Genomic DNA, 25,129 nt, shown 5'->3' with positions numbered 1-25,129 from the left:
GAAAGATTATAATTCCATAAATATAATACGATAAAATCAGTAGATCGTTTGGTCTCAATACGTAACAGAACTTGGCTTAGGCAGTTTAAAAGAAAGAGGGAGAGTATAAATTGCATCAACAGGTTTACCTTTAAGCTTTCCGGGTACCCATTTGGGCATTATAGACACCACCCTTACAGCCTCCGCATCACAAGAGGGAAACAGGCTTCTAATCACATTGATATGCTTAATACTACCATCTTTAGAAACCGTAAATTGAACAGCTATCCGACCTTCTATTCCTTGCTTAAGAGCATCTTGAGGGTATCCCAAATTCTGTTGCAAAAAATTCATCAATCCTTCATATCCTCCCATAAAAACAGGCATATCAAGAGCATTTGCTTCGACTTTAAAAGATTCGTCTTTTTTCACGCCGGTACTATCGCTACCCTGTGCCTGCAAATGAGTTGCTGTAAGACATAGCATTATTAGTGATAATAGTAAATAATGTAGTTTTTTCATTTCTGTTATTTTAATGTTTCCCACCTAAAAGCACACAATACAAAAACAAATATACAATACAAACTTTACTTTTTTTACTTTATTTTCTCAACTCAAGCCAATTTGTCGGGTCTCCATCGTAGTCAAACACCTCCATAAGATTGAATCCCAGCTTTTTCAAAACATGTATTGAGTTCAGGTTCTCAGTATGAGTGATAGCATATATACAATCGAGTCCTAAATTTTCGAAGCCATACTTCACCACAGCAGCAGACGATTCGCTGGCATATCCTTTTCCCCAGTGTTTCTTTTTGAAACGATAACCCAGCTCATAAAAATCGGTGTGATTATTTAAAGGTTCGCTAAAATACTTTAGTCCTGCCCACCCGATACATTCGCCCGTTTGTTTATCTATAACAGCCCAGCGTGCAATGCCATTCTTTTTATACTGTTCCCGAAGCATTCGTATCACTTCCCCAATTTGTTCTTTAGACTTTACAGGGTTATTTTCGATGTATTTGTGCACTTCGGGGTCTGAATCCATCTCGAACAAATCGTCAATGTCCACAGAATCAACTTCTCTTAAAAATAATCTTTCGGTTTCTATTATATATCTCATTCTAATCTTTGTTTATTGATCTACTACTACCGAATTAATTATGCGGTTTAAAAGCTTTAATCTTTAAATATAGAAAAAAAACAAATCCGATTTTATCTATCAGTAAAATCAAGCACTTATGAATATACCCGTTTACAACTGTCTGATAGACGAAAACGCCGAAGATGAAAGCGGTATCTATGCCATTTCGTTTGTAGACGTTCCCGCCAACGAAATAGATTTTGTCACTCTGGCAAAACAACCTAAACTCGAACGGCTGAATCGTGATTCGAAAAAGCAGATACTCACAGGAGTAGTACTTCGCCCCGATCAACTCATATATCGTAACGACTCGCGAGGCGAATATTATATTCAGTTTTCGGCTGAACAGATCGAAAAAATCGCACAAAAAATGATGCGTACAGGCATCGCTTTACAGAATACTACACACCAACACCAAAACCCTCTCGAAGGAAATTACCTGACCGAATTGTGGATTGTCGAAAATCCGCAGCATGACAAATCCCAAGCTCTCGGCTTTGCCGACCTACCTAAAGGCACACTTATGTGCAGTTATAAAATCGCTGACAAACACTATTGGGACACACAGGTTATGACAGGAAACGTCAGGGGATTTTCTCTGGAGGGTTTCTTCTTTCAGGAAATCAGTAATAACAAAACAATAAAATCAATTACGAATCAAAAACAAAATGAAAAAATGAATCAAAGGAACAAGAAACCGGGTACTTTGCTTTCGCGCATATCACAATTCTTTCTCGATATTCAGGCGGTAGAAAAAGCCGACTCTACAAGCAGTGGAACGGCTTACGTACTTTTCACCCTTGCCGATGGAAAAGAAGTGTATATTGATGCCGACGGATTTGCAACACTCGACGACGAACAACTACCGGCAGGAGAACATCCTCTGGCTGACGGCAATATTCTGGTGGTAGACGATCAAGGGCAATTTATTGAGACAAAGGAAGCTGCCACAACAACCTCTAACCCTTCACAAGCAACAGCTCCCGAAACCTTGAGAAGATCAAATCGTCATCAATTGGAAGATCAAATTGCTCCTCAACCTGAGGATGAAGCACCAACAGGGGGCGAATCTACCGAAATTTTAAAACAAAAAATCGCTGATTTGGAAGCTAAACTAGCTGAGCTTGCCAACTTAGCCAAAGAAGCAAATACCGAAGTACAAAAGCTTCGCAGCCAGACACCCAGCAGTATGCCTGCCACCGCAATGGCTGCCTGCCGCAGGCTGTCGGAAATGAAACGATACGAGCAAATGGCACAGGCTCTTTCTATGACCATCCGAAGCCGCAATTAAGTTCACAGAACTATTTATTGCTTTGGCAAGTAAAACAGCAATAAACAGTTATATTCTTAAAATATATCATTAAATATTTTACAGAATACATTATACCTTAATTTATCAAAAACAATATAAACATTACAAAAACCAAACTTTAAAACAATATGGCAAATATGTATAACATTTCACCTCTCAGCTACCAACCAAGTACCAATATGGATTGGTTTACAAAAGCATTATTCGGAGGTCGTTTGATCGAAAACGGTAAAATCGATGTAATTACAGGTGTAAAGGAAAGTACTTTTCTGAACCTATTGAACTTCGAACATACTCTTCTACAGCCCGATGGACGTGATTGTGCATGGACTCCCGAACAGGTATTCAAGTTGAGCGAAAAAGAAGTCAAAATAAAGACCTATAAAATCAATCTCGAACAATGTATCGATGACTTGGAACGCAAACGTATCAACGTGATGTTGAAACCTGGTGCTAAAAATACCGATTTACCCGAAGCTCTCGAAGAGGCTACTATGGAAATGCTGGCAGCCGAACTTAGCTCCGAAATAGAAACGAAGATATTTACAGGTAACAGCACAACCGATCCTAATGATTTTGACGGTGCGGTAACTGTCCTTTCGGCAAGTACTGAGGCTATTAAGATTACCGGATCTGCACTGACCAAGGCGAATATTGTTGCCGAAATAGAAAAAGTATATAATGCCATACCCGAAAACGTATTGGTAAAAGGATTGGAAAACGACAGCGTGAAAATCTATGTGGCATACGAAACGCTTCAACGCCTTAAAATGGCTTTGGCTTCGGTAAGCAATCAGGTAATTGCCACAGCGTTTACATTGGAAGCAGAAGCTCTTCGTTATTTAGGCTTGGAGATTGTTCCCGTGAAAGGTTTAAACAACAAAACGATTATTGCTGCCGATATTTCGAACTTCCTATTGGCTACCGATTTATTGAGCGATACGGAAGAAATCCGTATCGGACAATTCCCTGCTCCTCACGACAGTAAAATATTTATCGACGGACGTTTACGTCTTGGTTTCGTTATTCCGTTCGAAGACGAAGTGGTATTTTACAATTAATCTATCAGCTAATAAAAACGATTATTCACACATAAAACACATATATCTATGTCTTGCAAATTAACAGCAAATATTACCAAAGATAACTGTCAATACCAGATAGCAGGTATCAAATCAGTTTATCTGATCAATTATGATGCAAACCCTGTTTTCGAATTTAAAAAGAATCCTGACGGTGTTACCATCGATAATAAAATCATCAGCAAAATAACTCTTGATTCGTCTGAGTCAATCTATAAAGTCAACTTTGCCGAGGGAACAGCCTCTTTTACTGACGAACTGGCTGTAAATGGAAACGGTGGCAAATACCGTACTCATACAGTAAACTTTACGGTTAGCGAATACGATTACAACACCATGAATCAGGGCGATGCGTTGAGCTTGGGGCGATTTATCGCTATCGTTGTCGACAAATCGGGACGTGCTGTTGTATTGGGTCGCAACAACGGGTTGAGTGCTACTTCGTTTAATTATGCTTCAGGTGCTGCAGATGCCGATGCCAACGGATGGACTACGGTTCTGGCCGGAACTGAATTGGAAATAGCCAAGCTTTTGGAAAACGAAAGTGTCATTACACCGCTCGCTCCGACAGTAGTGGTTACTGAATAAATAGTTTTAATTTAATATATACAGAAAGAGGAAGCTTTGCTTCCTCTTTTACATTATTATCTCTTTAAAAACCATAGATTCTCATCTAATAATCTTTACTTTTGTAGATAATAAACATCAAATACGAATAATATGGAATTACCTAGATTTTTGATTGCCGATAACGAAGAGTATCCTGAGAATACATACGTATTACATACCGAAAAGCCTCGCTTTATATTGGATGTAGACAGCGAAGAATATGAGATTCTCGATGGATCGAAAGTAGAAGAAGAAGCTATGCAGGATTTAATTGAGCAGGCTTTGGGCTTTTACGAAGATGAACTCGAAAAATACGACGAAGAAGAGGAGGATTAAGAACATACATTTAAGTTCCGACTTTTTCGTTTTTTCATTCTTTGTGAAGATAGATATTATAATTTAGCCCGCAGATTTAGCGGGCTAAATTAAAATAACAGCCTATTTAAAATTTGCCTGTAATATCATAAATGTCTTTGATTTTATGGAGTTCTCCATCCATATCGAAGAACAAGTCATGAAGTCGGGCATCTTTAATATCGAATATCCACCCTGCCACTTTGGGATAGCCTTTTTCATAATAAGATTTTTGCACTTCGCCCACTTTTATTATGTTGCGGCATTGCTCATACGTATTGAGTTCGACAAGACGTCGATGTCTTGAAGTCATATCCTCTATAGCATCAAGTTCTTCTTTATGCATATGATATACATCCCGTATATTTCGCAACCAAGGGTTAAGTATACCATAGTCTGAGTTTTTCATTGCGGCTTGTATGCCTCCACATCCGTAATGGCCACATACAATGATAAATTTGACTTTGAGATATTCTACAGCATAATTGATCACCGATAGTATATTCAAGTCGGTGGATACAACCATGTTTGCGATATTACGGTGAATAAAAACCTCTCCCGGTTTCAAACCCATAACCTGATTGGGATGCACCCTACTGTCTGAACATCCGATATACAGAAAATCGGGATGCTGATCTGCTGCTAATAATTTGAATAATCCCGGGTTCTCGATTTTATTTTTTTCTATCCATCTGTTATTTGACTCAAATATTTGGTCATATTTTTCCTGATCAGACATATTTATACACTTTTGTTAGTTCATCGACAAAGGTAATGCTAATTGCTTTTTTATTATTCGCAATTTCTCGATTTCATTGTATAAAAAGTGAATCATCGTTTTCGAATGGTTGTAAGAGTCACCCTATGATATTTTCACAAAGAACACCATTTATAAGTATCTGGATTCGTACATGCTGCAAAACTTAGTGTTCTCTGTGTTGAAACAAATCGCGACAAATGATATATATATATAATAACCTATTGAATATAAACTCTATTGATTAAGATATAAATTTACCGATTCGCATTATTACTTATTTATATAATCCTGTAAAGCTTTTACATACAAATTAAAGGCATTGATACCTTTTTCGGTTATTTTACAAACGGTACGAGGTCTTTTTCCATCTATAAATTTACGGACTTCTATATATCCGGCTTCACTCAGTTTTTCGATCTGCACACTCAAATTACCTGCCGTAGCTTTTGTCTTCTCCCGAATAAAGACAAAGTCGGCTTCTTCGACCGATAGTAGCAATGATACTACTGCCAGCCGTAACTGAGAATGCAACAACGGATCGAGTTCTTTAAACATTAGATTCTGCTTTTCGATTCAGTATATGTCCGGGAATAACAAAACCTAAAATCATGGATACTGATAATATTATAAACTCAAGATCGATACTTTCAACCCAAGAATACTGCACGATGCATAAAACAGCTCCCAACCAAAAGATACAAGCCCCGTAAAAATACGGTTTGAAACGATATACTTTAGCTGTAATAAACAAGGCTAATCCTACCATAATCATTATAATAGGAGTAATAAACAGATATGGTATATACGTTTTCCAATTGATCGCTATAAAGAAAATAGAGCCTATAAAGACCAGATTCGAGATGAAAAAGCCCAGCCAGATAGTTGTTACTACCTTGTCGAGATGGGTAGTTACGGCTGCTTGTTTGGCTCTCTTCGATTCGTACCAATAGTTGCCAATAAATACGGGTATAGTCATAAGCCATACATAATTGGTACAGTATGCAGGTTCAATAATATGCAAGAGAATAAAATTCAACATTCCCAATATGGCAATCGTATATCCCCACAATATAAAGCTGTTGCCTGCACCTTTCCTAAAATTGTTTCGTGCCTGCGTAATCATTTCATTGATTAACTTGAGGCTATCTTGTTCATTAAAATTATTTTCCATTATCCAGATGTTAAGTTCGCAGAACTATTTTTTGCTTTGGAAAGCAAAACAACAATAGGTTGTTATGCCTTTAAAATGTATAATCAAATATTTTCTTTTACTTATAAAGTATAAAGATATATATTTTTTAGTATGTAACTTATACAAACCTTTATTGCTATTTTAAGTTTAGAAGTTTGTGAAGCTTATTGACACTTCTCGAGTAACGTTACAAGAAAGTTTTCGCCCCAGCGAATTTCATTTATTTGGCTTCTCGACTTATTATAAAGTTCTTCCGCCCTTCTCAATTCGCTGCAATAGTCTTTGCCTGATTGTAGAAACGAAGGCAAATTCTGCTCGAAAACAGCCAATAAGAATATCGGACGGGGGTTATTTGCATCCAATTCGATAGCTTTCTTATAGTTCGACATCGCATCATTGTAGAACTTTTCGCCATTTGTTGCAGGATCTGTTGCGATCAAAGCATTGTAATAATATCCCCATAAGGTGCTTAGCTCCGATTTATTTACTCCCTTCATTTTCTCTAGTGTGCTTATCTTTTCTTTAGCATCGGTCAATAGCGATTGGGCTTCGACTGCTTTCGGGTTATGGAACACCATTTCTAAATTGCCGTAAGCCACATAATAAAGAGGCAACCACTGATCGGAATACTTTTGAGAGATTCTATCGAACTGATTACGTACTTTTTTAATAGATGCAACCGTTTTAACGGTGTCCATCTGGGCAATAGCACTGTTCATGCCTTTGAGATACACATCATCTGTCGTTTGGGCAGATGCCGAAATACTACATAGAGCGAATAAAAGCAGGTTGATAATTAAAGTTTTCATAATTCAATTTGTTTTTAATTTATAATACGTTTGATTTTAATCATTTATGAGAAACAGTCGTTTAAATAACTGTTCTTTTATTTCTAACGCACCCTTTGGGTTTGTTTTTCATTTTGTCTTGATACAAAACGAAACAAAAAATCAAGACTGTGCCTTTTGCCCGACCCGCTACGGACTCAAAAGCTAAAACAAAAGAAAAACGTTTATCATTGATATCCTTTTGTATCTTAACGCTTTCATTCGCCCTGCGGGTACCCCGTGCAACCGGCAAGGTCGGGAAGCCTGACGGACGAAAGCTGTTTACGTGCGTCAGCTCCGGTGCATCAGTGGAGTAGCCGTTGGCTGACAAGCGAAGTGGACGTAAAACTAAACGTGCCGTAAGGCAATAAGTTTAGTTTAGACCACAAGCTTAAGTCAGGCAGGCGAGCCACGCAGCACAAAGCCTTTTTGATTCCTTTTGCGGCTTTGGGCAAAAGGAATGCAAGTAATCTTTGATTACGCGCAGTAAAATAAATATTGTAAATAAAAGAACATTTAAACACCACCAATAAACTACTGAATGACATTTAGAAAGTGGATGGGTCATAGGCCTTATCTCCTCCCAATGTTATAAATAAACCGATAACAAAGAATTGATTCCGTTCGGATTGCACTGCTACCCTATCGAATTTTCCTTGAGCATTCTTCTCCTCCGAATAATTATATCCGAACACATTCGAACGATTCAGTATATTGGAAGCCGAAGCATAAACAATTACCTTTTTATGAGCCAGATAAGTCACACAAAAATCGAGACTGTTAAACAACGGTGTTTCGGCATTCATCGTTCCCTCTTTATTGGGGTCGTGGTACGCACGTCCACTAGCAAAGCGATTGGTAATCCCCCAGATTGTTTTATATTTAAACAAGTCATACTTTATAGTCACTGCCGCATTATGCTGCGTAACGTACGTGGGGGTAATCTTCTCTGTATATTCAAGATAACTTCGTTTCGAATTATTATAAGAATAAGCAAGTGTGTATTGCCAATGTTTCAAAAAACGGGTATCGCTGAAAAACAAATCAATACCATTACTGAATCCATTGCCCGACGATCGATAATTATAGTTAGCGCCTGTTACCAAATTATTGTATTCCTTATGGTAAAACTCGGCTCGATATATCTTATTTTGAGATTGATGGTGTATCCCGAAAAGATAATGTTCGCAGATTTCAGCACCTAACCGGTTGTTATACAAAAGATAATCTTTATCTGCCAATTGCTGATATTTACCATAAGTAGCTAAAAGAGTATACCCCTTATAGTCATAACTCAAGGATATACGAGGTAGAATATTCCATGATTTATTGATCGAAGTATATTCCAAACGGGAAGACACGTTCAGAAATAAATTAGATGTCAGTATAAAATCGTTCGAAGCATACACACCATCAATAGAATGGTATATATCAGAACCATAAGACAGTGTATCAGCATACGAAAAGTCATACTTGCGGATCATCGATTCGGCTCCTATGCCCAGCCTGTATATATTGCTAAAACGTTTCGATCCTTTTACTTTCAGATGTAATTCGGACTCTTTCATCTTAACCCTGTCGTTGGCAATCAATCCACTATTTATTTTTCGATCATTCATCGAAAGAGCTATTCCAGAAAAGAAATCGAATCCCGATTTTGATTTGGTGTGGAATGTGGTATTCAGATATGTATTGCCCTCGTTAAAATCAAGATTACGTTCGGTGGTCGGAAAATTATTCTTGGTCACCCTTCCAAACCGGGTTTTATCATACGCAAAATAAGTTTTAAGAACGGAGTTTTCACCGAGGGCAAACCTCAATTGGTTTTGTGCAGCCAATGTTGAGTAAGGTTTGAGCCATGTTTGGCGATCACTCGGATACAATAGGTTTTCATAAGGCCCTAAATTAGTATAATCGAGATTAAAAGAGGCCGAACCACCTGCCCACGATTTAGTACCGCCCGCTCCTGCTCCTACATTCAGTATATTGATTCCTAATTTCGAAAACTTACTTTCGTCTTTTGTCGATAATGGTAAAATGCTCGACAACCCTTGAGAGTATTCGGATGAATATCCTCCCAACTGAAAACTGATTCCATCAAATAAAAAGGGTGAATAACGTCCTCTGGCTGCTGTATTTTCGGGCATAGAACTGTAAGGATTCAGCACGTGCATACCATCTATATATGTCTGCGACTCGCGACTCTCTCCTCCCCTTACCAGTAGCTTGCCATCCGATCCGGCAGCTTGTACTCCGGGTAAGACAGCCATTGCTCTGTACAAATCGCCATCCGATCCGGCAACAGTCACTAATTCCACGGCATTTTTGACATCTCCCTGAACCCCTCCTTTTAGCTGAAAACTACTTGCCGAAACTACTACTTCGGACAATACTTTTGCATTGGGTCTTAGTTTTATGATAAACTTTTCCGACTGTGGCACCTCAATTTCGGTACTGTAATCTTCATATCCTAGCAATGTCACTTTCAAGATGGCTACTCCCGAAGCAGATGTTTCTAATACAAATGTTCCATCATCTTCGGAGCTGGTTCCATCGATTGTTCCAACTATCGAAACATTGGCAAAAGCTAGAGGGATATCATTTATATCAGAGACCAATCCTTTTATCAAATTTGTTTGTCCATATAAATTCGCTACTAACATTGTAAAAGACATAATTATCAGGCAAGTGTAAATTGTTTTCATCGGGCTTATTTTAAGCTTACAGAGCTATTTTTGGTTTGGTCAGAACAATAACTGAATCTTATTATACTTATAAAATATATCATTAAAGACTTTCAAGTTCTTAATTCATGAACGCAAACATAAACAAGTTTATTTTATAAACCTAATTATTTTATAAATTATTTTACACAAAAATTCAATTTTACTGCTTATCTGAAATTTATCTATACAATAAAAAGATGGCCTATAAACTGACAAGAGGTATCGATAACCTCACAGAATACAACTTAGGAGGTATCTCACATATCTGGCTACTCAACATCGACGATTTTATTAGCTATAAATTTAAAGATGACAGCCTTTATAATTCGAACTATGTGGATGCTATACACAAAGAAAATATCTTTTTTGAGTTGGGGTGTGTACAAGAAACTAATATGAAAGAATCTGTCGGAAACGGCATATATAAACAAGAAGTCAATACATTCATTCGGACTCTCAGCAACGACCTTATTACTTGGCTCAGGTATGCTGTATACGGCAGGTATGTTGTCGTATTCCGAACAATGAACGACAAGCATTTTACATTTGGTTCGGACGGAGGAGCAAAACTTTCGTACTCGGGACAAACCGGACAGACAGGCGAATCGAACAGTATAACTATCAAATTAGAGAAAAATTCGATCTACCCAATCTTCGAAGTAAATGCCGACGCCGTAAGCACGGCTATATTAGGCAGCGAAATTCTATCAGGCATCATTACCGAAGAGAGCGATATCACAAATATAAATTACATAATAGAAATTGCATGAGTAAAAATCTTAAACTTATAAAAGTCAGCGATCTGCCTGAGGCTAAATCTATTGGCAACTTACTGACCCTGGGGGTTGACAGCAACAACAACAGTGTTAAAGTCCCAATCGAATTATTGAAGGGAAATAAGGGCGACACCGGCGAAAGCGGTGGCAACCTCACCAGCAAATCGATTTATAATATAACTCAAACCACAGGATTAACTTATCCCGATAAGCAAACAGCTCGCAATGCGGTAGTATCAAATCTAAGAGCATCAGGGCAGATAATTGCTTACAAGATCACAACAGGATGGATCAATGAGCAATACATTGGTGCAGATATTAATGGCTGGGGGATAGAGGGGAATTGGAAACTGGTTGGAGAGATACCTGAGAAAGAATTAATCCCAATTATAAATTCTATTAGCGAACTACAAGATGCTATATTTATCTTAGGTGATTGGAAAATAGTTAAAGAAATTACATGGACTGATGGGTATTATATTGATTTAAGCGGCACTATTTCCGGAGGAGGAACTAACACTCTATATCGACTATCCAATCCTATCCCAGTAATTTTTTCGGAAAAATACCAAGGAACACTACAAGCTGGTAATTTACTCGCTATAAGCGGTTGGAATGGTAATAATTTTAATTCAGCGTTAGCAGTTGTTGGAGCTGATACCAATAACCCTGTCAAATATTCTTTTACTATTCCTGATAATATAACCCATATACGCTTAACTTGTAGAAAAGAGTTACCAAACCCAATATTAGAAAAATACGCACCTAATTCAGGAACAGAAAAAATAAGCAAAATAAGTACCCTCGAAACAAAATTAGATATTCTTAGTCAAAAAGAAAAAAATGGCTGGATAGCTTCATTTACAAATTTCAGAAACTCAACAACTATAATAGGAACTGGAACAATAGCAGGAGGTGGACTTCTCCAATACCCTGTAAATATTGCAATTGAGGATTTAGATTTTTCAGCTCGTATCAAAATTAATTCTATAGGTACATTCGGTATTTGTCGTGCAGATACAGCGCAAGGTACAGCTCTAGCCATTAATAAAAGTACTGTTGATATACGCAAAATGAATACCTCTACAGGCTCTCTAATATATTCTTATAATCTTCCTTTTACTATTGAAACAAATAAAGAATATATTGTAAGAATGTACAAACAAAATAAAGATATATACTTCTCTATTCATTCTGATAAAGATATGTATACAGGCTTCGCTGAACGATTAGATACTAAAGACTTCGGACGGAACTGGGGATACCCTTCCATTTTCTGTCAAAGCGGACAAATAGAAGTAATAGATACTTATCTAAGAGACTCCACTTTTAAATCCCCTACAACATTCTGCGTTGGTGATAGTTTTATTGAAGGATGGGGTATTGTAAATAATCTCGACAAAAGATATATAACTTTAATGCAACAAGTAACAAATGGCAATGTATACATAGCTGGCCGTGGTGGAGAAACGACATCAACCCTTATTTCTCGATTTAATACAGAATTAGAAAAAATAGATAGTGATTACGTTCTTTTGGCAATAGGCACAAATGATAACGTTCTTTCTACATATACTACTAATATGAATAATCTTATTACTAAAATTAAAGCATCAGGGAAAATACCTATACTTGTAACTGTAACACCCCGTTCTGGCTATCCAATAACTGACATGAACAATTATATTAGAAATTCGAGGGAACTTTATGTTGACATGAATAAAGCTGTTAATAATGGCTCTGAAACTACATGGAATCCGCTATATGTAAATTCTGATAATGTACACCCAAATATCTCTGGTAACGAAGCTATGTTTAAAAGGGTACTTTTTGACTTATACTTCTTATTTGATACTAAAAGAATATATCAACAATATCAAATATAAATAATACACCGAAAAGTTATATAAGTAAAATAAAGTCCACAATTCTTTATTCATACCAAATATGATTCTGCATTAAGCCTCCCCTCTTAATGCAGTTTTTTTGTTAAAAGAGACACAATTAGCTGCACTATTTTATCTATAAAGTAGAAAACCAAACTAGATAAAATATGACACAATTATTTATTAATTCCTTTCTGTCTAAAGATTATGAAACATTATCAACCAAACTCGAATTGGTTATGATTATGTGGATTATTGTACTGATCGCCATTATTATTGATCTTATATCTGGCTTAAGAAAAGCCACTGTTCTGGGAGAAATTCATACCTCTTATGGATTCAGGCGTACAGTAAGTAAAATGGTACAATATTATGGTCTCTTGTGCTTTGCTTTTATGTTCGATCTACTGTCTTCGTTAGTATTGCCACTCTCTTATTTCTCTATGTTAGCCAGTTTTTTTCTCGTATTTATCGAAGCTAAATCGGTATTCGAAAAAGCTCAAGATAAAGACCGACGCAAAATAAATGAAAGTATAAAAGATCTCGTCATCCTCATCGAGAATAAAGATAACCTGCTTAAAGGCGTATCTGAAATACTAAAAAATACAGAGAACCTTCAAAACAAAAAAGATGATGATAACCAATAATCAACTCAAGCAAATCTACCCGTTTTCAACAGAAAGTAACAGGCAGAAATACTTACCCTATCTCAACGAATTCATGTCTCTCTATAACATCCATACAAAAGATAGAATTGCAGCTTTTCTGGCTCAGATAGGTCACGAATCGGGACAACTTTTCTACAACGAAGAAATTGCATCCGGCAAGGCATACGAAGGAAGGCGTGATCTTGGAAACACAGAGAAAGGCGATGGCGTGAGGTTTAAAGGCAGAGGTTTAATACAAATAACAGGGCGTGCCAACTATCAGAAATTGACCAACGAAATGCGAGGTCTACCCATGGGAATAGACTTTGTGGAAGAACCCGATTTGTTGAAAAAGCCCGAATATGCAACTAAGTCAGCATGTTGGTGGTGGCACAATCGAGGTCTGAACGAATTGGCTGACGAAAATACGGAAGTCAACTTCAAACGAATTACCCGCATTATCAACGGAGGTTATAATGGATACGAAGACAGATACAAAATATGGCAACGAGCCAAACAAATCTTATCTATATGAAAAAAGAAACATTATATATTATATACACACTCATCGGATTTATTGCAGGTTTGATTATAGGAAGACAAGGTTCAGAGGGTGAACAGTCGATCAAATATATAAAAGGCGAAAAAATCGAAAAAATCGTTGAAGTGCCAATTCCCTACAGGATACAAATTCCTGCACAGCCTCTTTTTTTGTATAAAAAAGCTGATACTATCTATAATACTGTTACAGCCGAAATAGACACCACCGCTATTCTAAATGACTGGATAACCCGAAAAAGTTACAAGCAGGATTTATTTGATAATCAGCACGGAAAACTATCAATTGACGCTTCAGTGCAATATAATCAATTAGCATCCTTAAAGTATAACTTTACACCAATCCAAAAAGAAATAGCGACCATAAAACATCAAACATGGATGCCTTATGTCGGAATATCTTACAGCACACTCAACCATGTAGGTATAGGAGGTGGAATGTTTTATCACAACCTGGGAATAGGCGCAAAGTATATAACAGACTTTAATAAGAAAGGATTCGATTTCGAACTGAAATATAAATTCTAAATTCTCCAATACAATTTATTATTCGCCTGCATTCCAATAACTATTAGTTTAAACATAAAAAAACACAGATATTCTTCTTGAAAGAGATTATCTGTGTTATCATTTTAAAATGAAGCCCAATATTTTAGAAACGTGAAAAAACTCTCTCGCTTATTTATTTCATTTCATTAATTTGAACTTGCATATCTTCAATAAGCTTACTCTGCTTAGTTAACAAAGAATTTTGATTTTTGATTGTCTTATCCTGTTCAATTACATATAAAGTCAACTCTTCAATTTTTTGAAGAAGTTTTATCTGAAATTCATTGATATTAAGACCGTCATCTTGCATTTGCTTTTCGGATTGAATTTCGGGAAGATGTTTATTCTTCTTCACAAAAGCCTCTACTTCCGACAAAGGTTTCAATTCGTAGTCGTTATTGAAAACATGATCGGCACCAGCCGTAATCTCGACTTTTACCTCTCTTGCAGAAAGTGTTCCGCCAAGATTTAATCCTCCAATATGAAATTTCGCTATCTCTCTCCCATCATATACACCAATACCAATATATCCGCCTATTTTACTACCTCCTCTATAAAAATTGATACTGCTATTTAAGTTTCCAAAAAATTTGTGCTCTATACTAAAAGATTTAGTATATGCAGGTTGGGTGAAATGTGACCTTACTCCTAAAAAAGTACCTTCACCTTCATCATTACCTTCAGCTAATCTTCCCAATACTGACTTTAATTTAGCATCTGCTGTATTTGTACAGTTTAGAGTGTAAATATTCAAATCATTATAAATTGTCTGAGTACCCCTATCTGTCAAAACCTTAGCCCAAGTTCCCAAACCATCTACATTTGTGCTTCGGATATACATTAACGGTAATCCTGTACTGTTACCATTAATTCCCAATAAAATTTGTCCTCCAAAATAATAAGGCTTATCGGTATTAACTGCATTCAATGAATGTGACATATTTATCCCCCAATACCAGGTATGATTTGTATTAGGTAAGTTTTTCGAATCTGCTGTTGATGATTCATAAAACCCTGATTTACGGATCGTATTCCAATCTGAAATTTTTGTCGTCGTCAATGTCTGAGACTGCATAGATGAATATACTCCTCCCAACATCGCCATTAGTAGAACTTTTCTCATTATATATATATTTACATTTATCAACAAATATATACATTAATAAAAGAATTGTCACCTTCAAAGAAAAATTAACCCGTTCTATTTTCTTGTATATTCACTTTAAATCTTTATATTTGTTAACGTTTAGGTAATTCAAGGACATGGCTATGAAACAGCTCATTATAATTCTCTCATTTTTTTGCTGCATCACTAGTGCTTCTCTGTGTGAGAATGGCTATGGATCTTCGGTTGAATCATCAGATCCTGCACTTACAGAAAATTATAAATCAGGTTATACTATCTCGGCTACCAACGAAGTTATCACCATATCTTCACTTACAGCAGGTTCGCAAGTTTGGGTATTTGATGCATCCGGACGAAACATTTACAATAAAATTGTAAAAAGTGATTTAATTAATGTACCTATCCGTTCGAGAGGTGTGTTTATTATCAGAATAAAAAACAATAAAGAAATATTTACCACTAAAATATTTATAAAATAGGCTCTAAGTTCACTATACTATTTTATTGCTTTGGCGAGATTAAAGACAATAAATAGTTCGGGTTTTAGTGTATCATTAGTTATATATTATTACTTAACCACCTTCCGTAAAAGCTATTTCCAAATCTTAACCAGAATGTAATCGCAAGCCGTAAACATTAACACAAGGAGTACATTTTTTTAATCAAGAAGTATCTGTGACCACCCTTCATTTTTCATAACTTTACTTCCTATTAAATAACAGTAAGTATTTATACTTGCCCAAACAATAAAATAGGTCTGAGACCTTAAAACATAAAACAATGAATGTAAAAAGATTCCTTACATTTCCCCTATTGTTGGCAACCTTTTCCATATTTGCCCAATCGGGAAATCAAAGTCAGCTCAACCGTCCCAAACTTGTAGTAGGTATTGTGGTAGATCAGATGCGCTGGGATTACTTATACCGCTACTATGACAGATACAGCAACACCGGATTTAAGCGTATGCTGAACGAAGGCTTTACGTGTGAAAATACGATGCTCAACTATGTGCCGTCTTATACGGCTATCGGGCACAGCACAATTTATACAGGCTCTGTTCCGGCTATTCACGGGATTGCAGGGAACGATTTTATAGTACAGGCTACAGGCCAATCGCTATACTGCACGCAAGATGATAATGTACAAAGCGTAGGTACAAAGGACAAAAATGCTACGGCAGGAAAGATGTCCCCCTTCAACCTCAAAGCAAGCACCGTTACCGATGAATTGAAGCTTGCGACTAACTTCCGCTCCAAAGTAGTGGGCGTCTCCATTAAAGACCGTGGAAGTATTCTTCCTGCGGGACACGCGGCAAATGCAGCTTATTGGTTCGATGGCGAATCGGGTAACTGGATAACAAGCACTTGGTATATGACAGACCTTCCTAAATGGTTGAAAGACTTCAATAATAAAGATATGGCTAAGAAGTACCTCGATCAGAATTGGAACACTCTATACCCCATTGATACCTACGTACAAAGTACGAATGATGATAATATTTACGAAGAAACATACAAAGGAATCGATAAGGTGAAGTTTCCTATTAAAACCTCTGATCTGGTTAAGAAGAATGGATTAGGGCTTATCAGAAGTACTCCTTACGGAAATACTCTGACTTTGGATGTTGCCAAACTCGTAATCGAAAACGAACAGATGGGCAACAATCAGGTTACCGATTTTTTGGCCGTAAGCCTTTCATCGCCCGATTATATAGGACATCAATTTGGACCCAACTCGGTAAAAGTAGAGGATAATTACCTTCGTCTGGATAAAGACCTGAGCGACTTTTTTGCTTACCTCGATCAAAAAGTAGGAAAAGGCAATTATACCGTATTTCTAACTGCCGATCATGGTGGCGCTCATAACGGACAATTCTTGAAAGACAATAAAATCCCTGCCGGAAACTGGAATACCAAAACGATAAATGAGGGTTTAAATAAATTTTTGTCAGGTAAATTCGGTGCGGATAATCTTGTTCTTAGCTTAAATAACTATCAGGTCAATTACAATTACAAACAAATAAGCTCATCTATTGATATGGACGACTTGCGTGAAGCAACTATTCAATACATGCAAAAGGTTGAGGGCGTGGCTTATGTAGTTGAAACTGCAAAAGTATCGGAAGCCACTATTCCTGCCGTAATCAAAGAAAAGATAGTAAACGGGTTCAACAGAGATCTTTGTGGCGAAATACAAATCATTCTTAAACCGGGATGGTACAGCGACAGCGACCTCAAAGGGGCTACTCACGGTACATGGAACCCTTACGATGCCCATATTCCTTTGGTGTTTATGGGTTGGGGCATCAAACACGGATCATCGAATACCGAAGTATATATGACCGATATAGCTCCAACGGTAGCTGCATTGTTACATATACAAATGCCTAATGGAGCTATAGGTAAGCCTATTGTCGATTTGTGGAAATAAGTTTTCAGACCTTTTCATTACCTTTGTAGGGGTAAACTTATGTGTTTGTCAATATCGGGCAAATCCACAGGTTTATCCCTATAAACTAAATAGTTCATTAAGATGCTTACAACCCTATTATCTGCACTTATTTTTCTGACCTCGTTATCACCACAAGACGATGCCGACTTCAAGTTGCAGAACGGAGACCTAATATTTCAGGAATCGTGCAAAGGGGATATGGGCGATGCTATAAAAGATGTAACAGCAGGTATAGCCGGATACAATTTTACACATGTAGGTATTGTATCGATTGACATTACAACCAGCGAGATTTATGTTATTGAAGCCACTCATCCAAAAGTTTGCATCACTCCTTTAGACGAATATTTGCATCCTAAAGGTGACAAATGTGCTCCTAAATCGGTATTAGGACGATTAAAAGGTGAATATCAAGCGCTCATCCCACATGCTTTAAACGAAGCTGAAAAACTGACAGGGAAAGATTACGACGATGCGTTTGATCTCGAAAACGATCAGTATTATTGTTCGGAACTGATTTATGACATACTCTTAAAAGCAAATAATGGAACTCCGGTATTTCCTTTGAATGTTATGACTTTCAAATCGAAGGATACGGGTGAATATTCTCCCAATTGGATCACACATTTCGAAAAACTGGGCATTCCTATACCCGAAGGCGAATTGGGGATCAATCCCGGAGCAATGTCTCAGCAATCAGATGTTATTGATATTATCCATTATTATTAAGATATACATTCGCGACCTTTAGCGTATTGAGTTTAAACACAAAGGACTCGAAAGTTATTTTGCACAAAAGTCATAGAAAAAAGCGGCAGGATTGCACTTTGTGACTAAACTTTACGATCTTTGTGGTTAAAATAAATCACCTCTCAATTGAACGGAAATATGACAAATAATAACGATAAAGCCCAGAAAAAGGCACTGCAAGACGAATTAAAAAAGAAGCAACTTGCCATATTTGAAAGAAGCCTCCCCATGAGTAGAGAGCTATTCAAGAAGCTTTTCGATTATTTGAATGCCATGACCAAAGGCAAAGAAAATGACAATACAATGCGATTTACCAAGCGGTTTTTGATCGAAAATGTAGGAGAAAACGGCGATGCCGTCATCAAATGGCTCAATAATAACGGGGCTTACTCTGATTGGGAAATATTATTCAATATCGAAGAACTATTCGATTAAAACCCATCGTCCTCCTCATATGAGACGCAATAATTCACGAAATATCTCTTTTGATTAAGAGGTATTTTTGTTTCTTTATGGCAAGTTCTTCTACATCAAAAAAGCCAATTAACATTTGATTTTACCAACTCACATCCTTTATTTCACTACTTTTGCAACCAGTAAAGCCACAGATATCTGATAATTTTGGAAGTATCCATGTGCCTATACTATATGGGCGAAAACATAGATTCAGCTCTACAATCATAATAGGTTCAACTATTTCAATATACACACTATGCTAAAAAAAATATTTTTTACAGTTATTAGTTTATTAATTGCCTCATTTGGAGTTACGGCACAAGACATGAAAGAGGCCTTAAAGCAATATGTCGACAATATAGAAAGTATTGAAGATGCCCGTGAGCAACTTGAGAAACAAGTAAAGGCTATTGAATTACTCGAAAGCATGAGCCAGATTCAAAGTATAAAAATCACCTCAGGAGATAGCGAAGATCAGGAGGATGAGGAGAACATCAATAGTGATGAAGACGAAACACCATCAAGTCCGCCTTCTATTCCCAATAACCTCAATGTGGATAGCCTGAAAACAAAGTTTGCAGATCGTTTACTCAAAAATGCCTTCAGCCAAGAGTTGCTGCCTCCACATTCACATGTAAATATGCCCTACAGTTCATACGATATCAGCACTATTTTGGATATACCGTTACCTAACAATGATAACTTAATGGATATCATTATCCATAAAATATTTTATGCCAACGGAACAATAGAGGAACCACACAGTAAAATGTCAATCAATCAGCATTACATGTCCGATAATGCGAAGTTCATAGACAGTATACAAGTAGAAGTAATTATTAATTACCCTACCAGTATTCAACATATCTCTTTAACCAAGCAGAATCCGACTATCAGCCAAGGCGATAACACTGTACAGTTAAGCTCCATGAAGGGACGCGAAGCTGACATCGTATTATCGGAGAAGATATATTCTAACTTGATAGCCATACAGGCTCAGGATAAGAAAGGCAGAGTATTAGATCCTAACTCGAAAAGTTCCTCATCGCACTATTCACCTGCAATGAGTACTTATTTTCAGGAAATAGGGAAACTTAGTGAGGCGATAATTAAAAATATAGACGATAAAAAATATACTTCAATAGATGACCTGAAAAAGGATATGCTTGATAAATTTTCTATCGATGTACCCGAAAACAGCCAGAACTACACAGCATGGGTACAATTTAAAAATACGATCAATCAGATAGACATTTACTATGCCGGAGATCAGGACAGCATAAAGTTATTTACAACTATTGCCAACAGAGACCTTAAATCGCCACAAAGTTCATTCTTTTGTGCAAATGATGCCGATACTTATCAATATGGTATTGTTGATAATTCGGGGAACTGGATCATCAAACCCGAATATTATACGTTGAAGCATTATGACAATTTATTTTTCGAGGGTTATAAAAATGTGGAGGATGAAAATTACCTCACTTATAAACTCGATATTGAAGCAAAAGCCCTGAATCAATACAAGTACTATATAAAAGATACTTTGTCGACTGATTATTATCTGATTACCGAAACTGATAATTCTGAAAAAAGGGGCATAATGGACAAGAATGAGAATATAATTATTCCTATATCCAAGGAGTTTATCTATTCGCCTGCGGCAGGTTTCTTTATAATTGAAGATACCAAAGCCGGCTTATACGACAACACGGGAAAAGTGCTTCTACCCGAAATCTATTCTCAGTTAGACATGGTTGGCAAATACATTTACGCCACAAAATATGAGGGAGGAAGACGAATTACAACAATTTTCGATACAAGTCTCAATCAAATAACCAAAGACAATTGGGATGCACAAACCAAGTTTTCGGATCACTCGGATTTAGTACTGATTGAGGACGAAAACGAAAGCTTGTTTTATATCAACAAACAGGGTGATGTAATAATAGCTCCATCCAGCAAATATATATTTTCAGAAGAGTTTTGGTCGGGTTCAACAATTGTATACAGCGAAGATTCTGATGATGTGAAAAAATACGGATATATAAATGAGCAAGGCGAAACCATAATAGAGCCTCAATACGATTATGCACTACCCTTTCAGGGTGACTATGCGTATGTCGAAAAAGACGGCAAAGCCATGCTGATCGACAAAAACAATCGTATTTACAAAACACTACCTCTAACTCTGGGATCGTGGGGATATGTATTAGACAGCAATCCGGCATACACTCAATACCGATTAGAGGATGACCGGATATTTGACGGTTATGGCAATTACGTTAAGGATATGTAATAAACAGGAAAGCCTGGATAAATAAAATCAGCCGATAAGAAACCACACTTATCGGCTGAATTTTAAGTAGCATTAAATATTTAATGCGATATTTCATCAACATAACTGTCTCTAGTTGTAATGCTTTCCAAAGCAATAAAAAGGTCTGAGACCTTATGTGATTAAGTATCTAAAATATCTTCATATAACGATTTAAGGCGTAAACGTAAATGCAACACAGCATATCTTTTCCTCGAAATAAGGGTATTTACAGGAATGCCTGTTGATTCGGATATTTCTTTGAAAGGCAACCCTTTCAGTTCTGTTAATTCGAATACTTCTCTTTGTTCCTGAGGCAATTCGGCAAGAGCAACTTCCAGCTCGTTCCATACCAAAGACCGTAAATAAACATCTTCGGGTGATGAATCGCTATCATCAAAAAGAAAGTTAGATATTTCACTCAAAAACAATTCATTGCCATCATCAACCGTAATAGAAGGCATTTCTTCGTCCTTACGTTTGCGTTTCCAGTCAATAATCTGATTACGGGTAACAGCATATAACCACGCCGTCATTTCATCTATGGGATTTTCGGTCTTAAGAAGTTGATAAAATACATTCTGTAAAATATCTTCCCCATCTTCCTTAGATGCCACGCGCTTATTGATGTATCCTTTTAATTGAGCCTGATACCTTTTAAAAACATCTGATATTTTATTCTTCGATGGCTCATTGTTGGTCATCCCGATCTGTTTTTTTATCAAAATTATCAAAATCATCGAGCATCTCTTCCCAAAGAATATGTTGATTATGTAATTTGTTGTGAAAAAACTCGCGACGCTCATCTTTCGTCATCGATTTCATCTTATCTCTCATTCTTCCAAAAGGATCGCTACCTCTCCTGCCGAAACGATCATCGCCTGCTTCTGCCATAAACCCGTTGATGTCTTGGGCATTGAATCGGCCATCACCTCCTTTTTTACAGCATCCATGACGTCCATGACGATGGCGTCCAAAGTGGTGCATACCACCTCCACCTTTACCAAAACCGCCAAACAGAAGACGTCCAAGTATGACTAAGCCTAAGGCTTGCCAATAAGTAATCGTCACAATACCGAATATGGCTGGCAGCAATGCGTTCCACAAGAGCATAGTAGCCCAAACCAGAAGAGCAAATACAGCAATAAATACAGGGATTCCCCAGAGCTTTTTAAATTTCTTATTTTTCATTCTATTATTTTGTTATTAGTTAGGGCTGCAGCCCCATTTGTTACTTATTATAAATTTTGCTTTTGACATGTCTCTACAATTGAAGACGAACCAGACAAAAATATATTTTAGTCTTTTTGAAAAAAATATGATCCGTCCATATATTTCAACGACAAAATAAACATAAGCAGCAATATATAAACAACTTACAACTTACTTTTTTTTCTAAAAAAAGAATAGAAAAGAAAAGCCGGCAATGATGTGTTATCAATTGCCGGCTATATTATAAGTTCTGATTGAGTGTCTTATTTTCTCGTAAGGTCGGTTATCAATAATGGATTATCTTTTCGAAGCTCGTCCAATAAGGCTTTCACTTCCGATGTTTTAGGATTAGCTTTCAAACGTTCCAGTTCAGAAGAGGTTATCCCTACCATTTGCAAAAAAGAAAGTTTACCGTGCGGTGTAGTTATTGTACCCAATTCGGGATCTAAAGCAAATGCAACTCCAACGATACCTACTTCACTTTTGGTTTCGGTACGAATAGGTCCATTGGCAGGTATAAAATGATTCTCTTCGAACCATTTTCCACTTTCGAAAACATAACGAGCCAGATTATTCATAACCTGTATCACCCATACAGGGTCTTGCTCATCTTCCTCGAAAGGCTTCAGACGAAAAGTAAATTCGAATCCCCATTTACTGAATTCGCCACTTGCCGCATCTTCATTATAGTATAGTTCCGACATACCATAACTTACAAAATGGCGGTGAAAATCTTGTTTCTGAGAGTCATAAATACTGGTTCCATCCAGCGGATCTCTTCCTCCTAATATATAATGCAAAGGGGGGGCATAATGACGTGGGTTCTGATCTGCGTAAATTTCCTCTACCTTTTTATCTATTGCCAGCCATCCAACAGCCTCATCTTCTTCAAATAATGATCTATATTCTTTCTTTGTCATAACCTGCTAAATTATTCAAGCACAAAAATAGAATTATTTATTTAGAGTAAGAGCCTGTTTAAACTTTATAGTTAATCTTTTTATCGCTATTTTATTTACCAAAGCAATAGAAAGTTCTGCAAAATAAAAAAGTCCGATCCTCAATTATGAATCGAACTTTTTTTCAAGATGTATATCTCCTAAATCTTATTTCAATGCAGCTAACAAATCGGGCATCAATTGCCAGATAGCTCCTTCGCATTGTGCAGTATACAAGTTGTGATCTACTACAAATTTATCATCCGTAGCAGTACCGTTTTGAATAGCTGGTTTTCCATAAGGATGTACAGCTACTTTCTTTCCGGTAGTAATTCCCGCTTTCTCGAAGATTACCGCAGCAGCACAATGTCCTGCAATCAGCTTACCTTGATCGTTGAAATTTTTCAATACCTCAAACATATCTTTATAATATGGTTTGTCGGCATTGTCTTTGAATGAAATCATAGCATCTCCACAAGAGAAAACCAGTGCATCGTATTCCGATTCGTGACCTTTAAGATTTGCAATCACATCATCCAGAGTGATACTGATTCCCGAATTGGTTTTGATTTCTTTTACACTGTCAATAGCAAATGTTTTGTATTGAATCTGATTTTCGAAGAATGCTTCCAGATATTGAAACAGACCCATTCCGTTTACCGGACTAAATGCTATTACAGCTACTTTCTTTCCCATAATATTATATTTTTTAATTTGACAATAGTTACTTTTGATAACTTTATTACTTTTGTGCATGTAAAGATAACCATGTGCATCTATAAAAACAAGAAGGCACATCATAATAAGATACTTACATAAAGATAACTATTGCAGAGAAAGAGACACTTATGGAAGAAGAAAAAATAGTAAATAATATAATTGAGGGAATTTGTCCCATCCGGGATATAATTGCAAGCTTGAGCGACAAATGGTCGTTACTGGTTGTATATACGCTTAGCCAGAATCCTAAAATGCGATTCAGCGAATTGCATAAGTCGATCAACGACATATCGCAGCGGATGCTTACGGTAACCCTTCGTTCCCTTGAGGCAGACGGATTGGTTAGCCGGCAAATTTATCCGGAAGTACCTCCCCGTGTCGAATACCAACTGACCGAGTTAGGGTATAGTCTATTAGATCCATTGAAAGGACTGGTAAACTGGGCAAGGGAAAATACGGCAGTAATACAGAAATCGAGAAAAAGTTATCTGTAATAAAAGTTACTGACCTTATTTAAATGCGTCAGATACCCATTGATCAGCCATTACTTATCATCATAATTAATATACCGACTACTGCAAGTATTATAAATGCCAGAAAAATACGAAGAGCACGCTTCAACCCCTCATTTTTTGTCTTTATATAGCCGAATATTACCAATGCAACCACCGGTATAGATATATACCAATAGTAAACTAAGAGTAAAAACAGGGGTACAAAAAACGAAAGAAAACCATTTAAAATATCCATCTTAATTATCA

At 36.8% G+C, this 25,129-nt stretch carries 28 protein-coding genes; 15 read left to right on the top strand and 13 right to left on the bottom strand.

Going from position 1 to position 25,129, the window contains the following annotated elements; all coding sequences use genetic code 11:
- Window positions 1-54: 54 nt before the first annotated feature.
- Complete coding sequence (locus G7051_RS12085; protein ID WP_166200615.1) at window positions 55-501, bottom strand: energy transducer TonB; 447 nt, start codon at window positions 499-501, stop codon at window positions 55-57.
- Window positions 502-580: 79 nt separating this feature from the next.
- Window positions 581-1,099: a GNAT family N-acetyltransferase gene (locus tag G7051_RS12080; RefSeq protein WP_166200614.1), complete on the bottom strand. Its 519-nt coding sequence runs from the start codon at window positions 1,097-1,099 to the stop codon at window positions 581-583.
- Window positions 1,100-1,217: 118 nt separating this feature from the next.
- On the opposite strand from G7051_RS12080, the gene G7051_RS12075 reads away from it, so the two are divergent.
- From G7051_RS12075 to G7051_RS12060, 4 genes are all read left to right on the top strand, one after another.
- Window positions 1,218-2,411, top strand: coding sequence for an XkdF-like putative serine protease domain-containing protein (locus G7051_RS12075; protein WP_166200612.1), 1,194 nt, complete (start codon window positions 1,218-1,220; stop codon window positions 2,409-2,411).
- Between the two features lie 149 nt (window positions 2,412-2,560).
- Window positions 2,561-3,493 (top strand): hypothetical protein, encoded by a 933-nt coding sequence (locus G7051_RS12070; RefSeq protein WP_166200610.1) that lies wholly within the window; start codon window positions 2,561-2,563, stop codon window positions 3,491-3,493.
- 48 nt (window positions 3,494-3,541) lie between these two features.
- Window positions 3,542-4,102 carry a hypothetical protein gene (locus tag G7051_RS12065; RefSeq protein WP_166115589.1) on the top strand — a complete coding sequence of 187 codons (561 nt, stop codon included), beginning with the start codon at window positions 3,542-3,544 and terminating at the stop codon, window positions 4,100-4,102.
- Between the two features lie 132 nt (window positions 4,103-4,234).
- Window positions 4,235-4,459 carry a hypothetical protein gene (locus tag G7051_RS12060; RefSeq protein ID WP_166115587.1) on the top strand — a complete coding sequence of 75 codons (225 nt, stop codon included), beginning with the start codon at window positions 4,235-4,237 and terminating at the stop codon, window positions 4,457-4,459.
- A 106-nt stretch (window positions 4,460-4,565) separates the two neighbouring features.
- Here the strand turns inward: G7051_RS12060 and G7051_RS12055 are convergent, their stop codons facing one another.
- The 5 genes from G7051_RS12055 to G7051_RS12035 form a co-directional block, all read right to left on the bottom strand.
- Window positions 4,566-5,216 (bottom strand): carbonic anhydrase, encoded by a 651-nt coding sequence (locus tag G7051_RS12055; RefSeq protein ID WP_166200608.1) that lies wholly within the window; start codon window positions 5,214-5,216, stop codon window positions 4,566-4,568.
- 291 nt (window positions 5,217-5,507) lie between these two features.
- Window positions 5,508-5,792 carry a transcriptional regulator gene (locus G7051_RS12050; RefSeq protein WP_166115583.1) on the bottom strand — a complete coding sequence of 95 codons (285 nt, stop codon included), beginning with the start codon at window positions 5,790-5,792 and terminating at the stop codon, window positions 5,508-5,510.
- A complete protein-coding gene (locus G7051_RS12045; RefSeq protein WP_166200606.1) occupies window positions 5,785-6,408 on the bottom strand; it encodes a hypothetical protein in 624 nt (207 codons plus the stop codon). Before G7051_RS12045 ends, G7051_RS12050 begins: the two co-directional genes overlap by 8 nt.
- A 185-nt stretch (window positions 6,409-6,593) precedes the next feature.
- Complete coding sequence (locus tag G7051_RS12040) at window positions 6,594-7,238, bottom strand: hypothetical protein (RefSeq protein WP_166200604.1); 645 nt, start codon at window positions 7,236-7,238, stop codon at window positions 6,594-6,596.
- A 566-nt stretch (window positions 7,239-7,804) separates the two neighbouring features.
- Window positions 7,805-9,961, bottom strand: coding sequence for a TonB-dependent receptor (locus tag G7051_RS12035; protein ID WP_166200602.1), 2,157 nt, complete (start codon window positions 9,959-9,961; stop codon window positions 7,805-7,807).
- Between the two features lie 218 nt (window positions 9,962-10,179).
- Here G7051_RS12035 and G7051_RS12030 point away from each other — a divergent pair, with 218 nt between their 5' ends.
- The 5 genes from G7051_RS12030 to G7051_RS12010 all read left to right on the top strand — a co-directional run bounded on the left by G7051_RS12030 (window position 10,180) and on the right by G7051_RS12010 (window position 14,377).
- A complete protein-coding gene (locus tag G7051_RS12030) occupies window positions 10,180-10,752 on the top strand; it encodes a hypothetical protein (RefSeq protein WP_166200600.1) in 573 nt (190 codons plus the stop codon).
- Window positions 10,749-12,644: a GDSL-type esterase/lipase family protein gene (locus G7051_RS12025; RefSeq protein ID WP_166200598.1), complete on the top strand. Its 1,896-nt coding sequence runs from the start codon at window positions 10,749-10,751 to the stop codon at window positions 12,642-12,644. The genes G7051_RS12030 and G7051_RS12025 overlap by 4 nt, the downstream gene beginning before the upstream one ends.
- 167 nt (window positions 12,645-12,811) lie before the next feature.
- Entirely contained in the window at window positions 12,812-13,291 is a 480-nt protein-coding gene (locus G7051_RS12020) for a phage holin family protein (protein ID WP_166115571.1), read from the top strand.
- Window positions 13,275-13,826: a glycoside hydrolase family 19 protein gene (locus G7051_RS12015; protein ID WP_166200596.1), complete on the top strand. Its 552-nt coding sequence runs from the start codon at window positions 13,275-13,277 to the stop codon at window positions 13,824-13,826. Before G7051_RS12020 ends, G7051_RS12015 begins: the two co-directional genes overlap by 17 nt.
- On the top strand, window positions 13,823-14,377 hold the full coding sequence (locus tag G7051_RS12010) for a hypothetical protein (protein ID WP_166200594.1): 555 nt from the start codon (window positions 13,823-13,825) through the stop codon (window positions 14,375-14,377). The genes G7051_RS12015 and G7051_RS12010 overlap by 4 nt, the downstream gene beginning before the upstream one ends.
- Window positions 14,378-14,531: 154 nt before the next feature.
- Here the strand turns inward: G7051_RS12010 and G7051_RS12005 are convergent, their stop codons facing one another.
- On the bottom strand, window positions 14,532-15,521 hold the full coding sequence (locus G7051_RS12005) for a hypothetical protein (protein WP_166200592.1): 990 nt from the start codon (window positions 15,519-15,521) through the stop codon (window positions 14,532-14,534).
- A 146-nt stretch (window positions 15,522-15,667) separates the two neighbouring features.
- Here G7051_RS12005 and G7051_RS12000 point away from each other — a divergent pair, with 146 nt between their 5' ends.
- The 5 genes from G7051_RS12000 to G7051_RS11980 all read left to right on the top strand — a co-directional run bounded on the left by G7051_RS12000 (window position 15,668) and on the right by G7051_RS11980 (window position 21,480).
- Window positions 15,668-16,003 (top strand): T9SS type A sorting domain-containing protein, encoded by a 336-nt coding sequence (locus G7051_RS12000; protein WP_166200590.1) that lies wholly within the window; start codon window positions 15,668-15,670, stop codon window positions 16,001-16,003.
- A gap of 301 nt (window positions 16,004-16,304) precedes the next feature.
- Window positions 16,305-17,954 carry an alkaline phosphatase PafA gene (gene pafA, locus G7051_RS11995; RefSeq protein ID WP_166200588.1) on the top strand — a complete coding sequence of 550 codons (1,650 nt, stop codon included), beginning with the start codon at window positions 16,305-16,307 and terminating at the stop codon, window positions 17,952-17,954.
- A 102-nt stretch (window positions 17,955-18,056) separates the two neighbouring features.
- Window positions 18,057-18,704 carry a YiiX/YebB-like N1pC/P60 family cysteine hydrolase gene (locus G7051_RS11990; protein WP_166200586.1) on the top strand — a complete coding sequence of 216 codons (648 nt, stop codon included), beginning with the start codon at window positions 18,057-18,059 and terminating at the stop codon, window positions 18,702-18,704.
- A 159-nt stretch (window positions 18,705-18,863) separates the two neighbouring features.
- The gene (locus G7051_RS11985; protein WP_166115557.1) at window positions 18,864-19,160 is read left to right on the top strand and encodes a DUF2695 domain-containing protein; all 297 of its coding nucleotides are present in this window, start codon (window positions 18,864-18,866) and stop codon (window positions 19,158-19,160) included.
- A 277-nt stretch (window positions 19,161-19,437) separates the two neighbouring features.
- The gene (locus G7051_RS11980; protein WP_166200584.1) at window positions 19,438-21,480 is read left to right on the top strand and encodes a WG repeat-containing protein; all 2,043 of its coding nucleotides are present in this window, start codon (window positions 19,438-19,440) and stop codon (window positions 21,478-21,480) included.
- 161 nt (window positions 21,481-21,641) lie between these two features.
- On the opposite strand, the gene G7051_RS11975 is transcribed toward G7051_RS11980, so the two are convergent.
- The 4 genes from G7051_RS11975 to G7051_RS11960 all read right to left on the bottom strand — a co-directional run bounded on the left by G7051_RS11975 (window position 21,642) and on the right by G7051_RS11960 (window position 24,344).
- Window positions 21,642-22,202 carry an RNA polymerase sigma factor gene (locus G7051_RS11975; RefSeq protein ID WP_166200563.1) on the bottom strand — a complete coding sequence of 187 codons (561 nt, stop codon included), beginning with the start codon at window positions 22,200-22,202 and terminating at the stop codon, window positions 21,642-21,644.
- Window positions 22,189-22,689 carry a hypothetical protein gene (locus G7051_RS11970; RefSeq protein WP_166200561.1) on the bottom strand — a complete coding sequence of 167 codons (501 nt, stop codon included), beginning with the start codon at window positions 22,687-22,689 and terminating at the stop codon, window positions 22,189-22,191. Before G7051_RS11970 ends, G7051_RS11975 begins: the two co-directional genes overlap by 14 nt.
- 284 nt (window positions 22,690-22,973) lie before the next feature.
- Complete coding sequence (locus tag G7051_RS11965) at window positions 22,974-23,630, bottom strand: suppressor of fused domain protein (protein ID WP_166200559.1); 657 nt, start codon at window positions 23,628-23,630, stop codon at window positions 22,974-22,976.
- Between the two features lie 186 nt (window positions 23,631-23,816).
- On the bottom strand, window positions 23,817-24,344 hold the full coding sequence (locus tag G7051_RS11960) for a DJ-1/PfpI family protein (protein WP_166200557.1): 528 nt from the start codon (window positions 24,342-24,344) through the stop codon (window positions 23,817-23,819).
- A gap of 152 nt (window positions 24,345-24,496) precedes the next feature.
- Between G7051_RS11960 and G7051_RS11955 the strand changes: the two genes are divergently transcribed.
- Window positions 24,497-24,862 (top strand): helix-turn-helix domain-containing protein, encoded by a 366-nt coding sequence (locus G7051_RS11955; protein ID WP_166200555.1) that lies wholly within the window; start codon window positions 24,497-24,499, stop codon window positions 24,860-24,862.
- A gap of 43 nt (window positions 24,863-24,905) precedes the next feature.
- Here the strand turns inward: G7051_RS11955 and G7051_RS11950 are convergent, their stop codons facing one another.
- Entirely contained in the window at window positions 24,906-25,118 is a 213-nt protein-coding gene (locus G7051_RS11950; protein WP_166115545.1) for a hypothetical protein, read from the bottom strand.
- Window positions 25,119-25,129 lie beyond the last annotated feature (11 nt).

The organism is Dysgonomonas sp. HDW5B (assembly GCF_011299335.1).
Classification (GTDB): Bacteria; Bacteroidota; Bacteroidia; order Bacteroidales; family Dysgonomonadaceae; genus Dysgonomonas_A.
The sequence above is the reverse complement of the archived record's forward strand: the minus strand, read 5'-3'. Positions and strand labels throughout refer to the sequence as shown.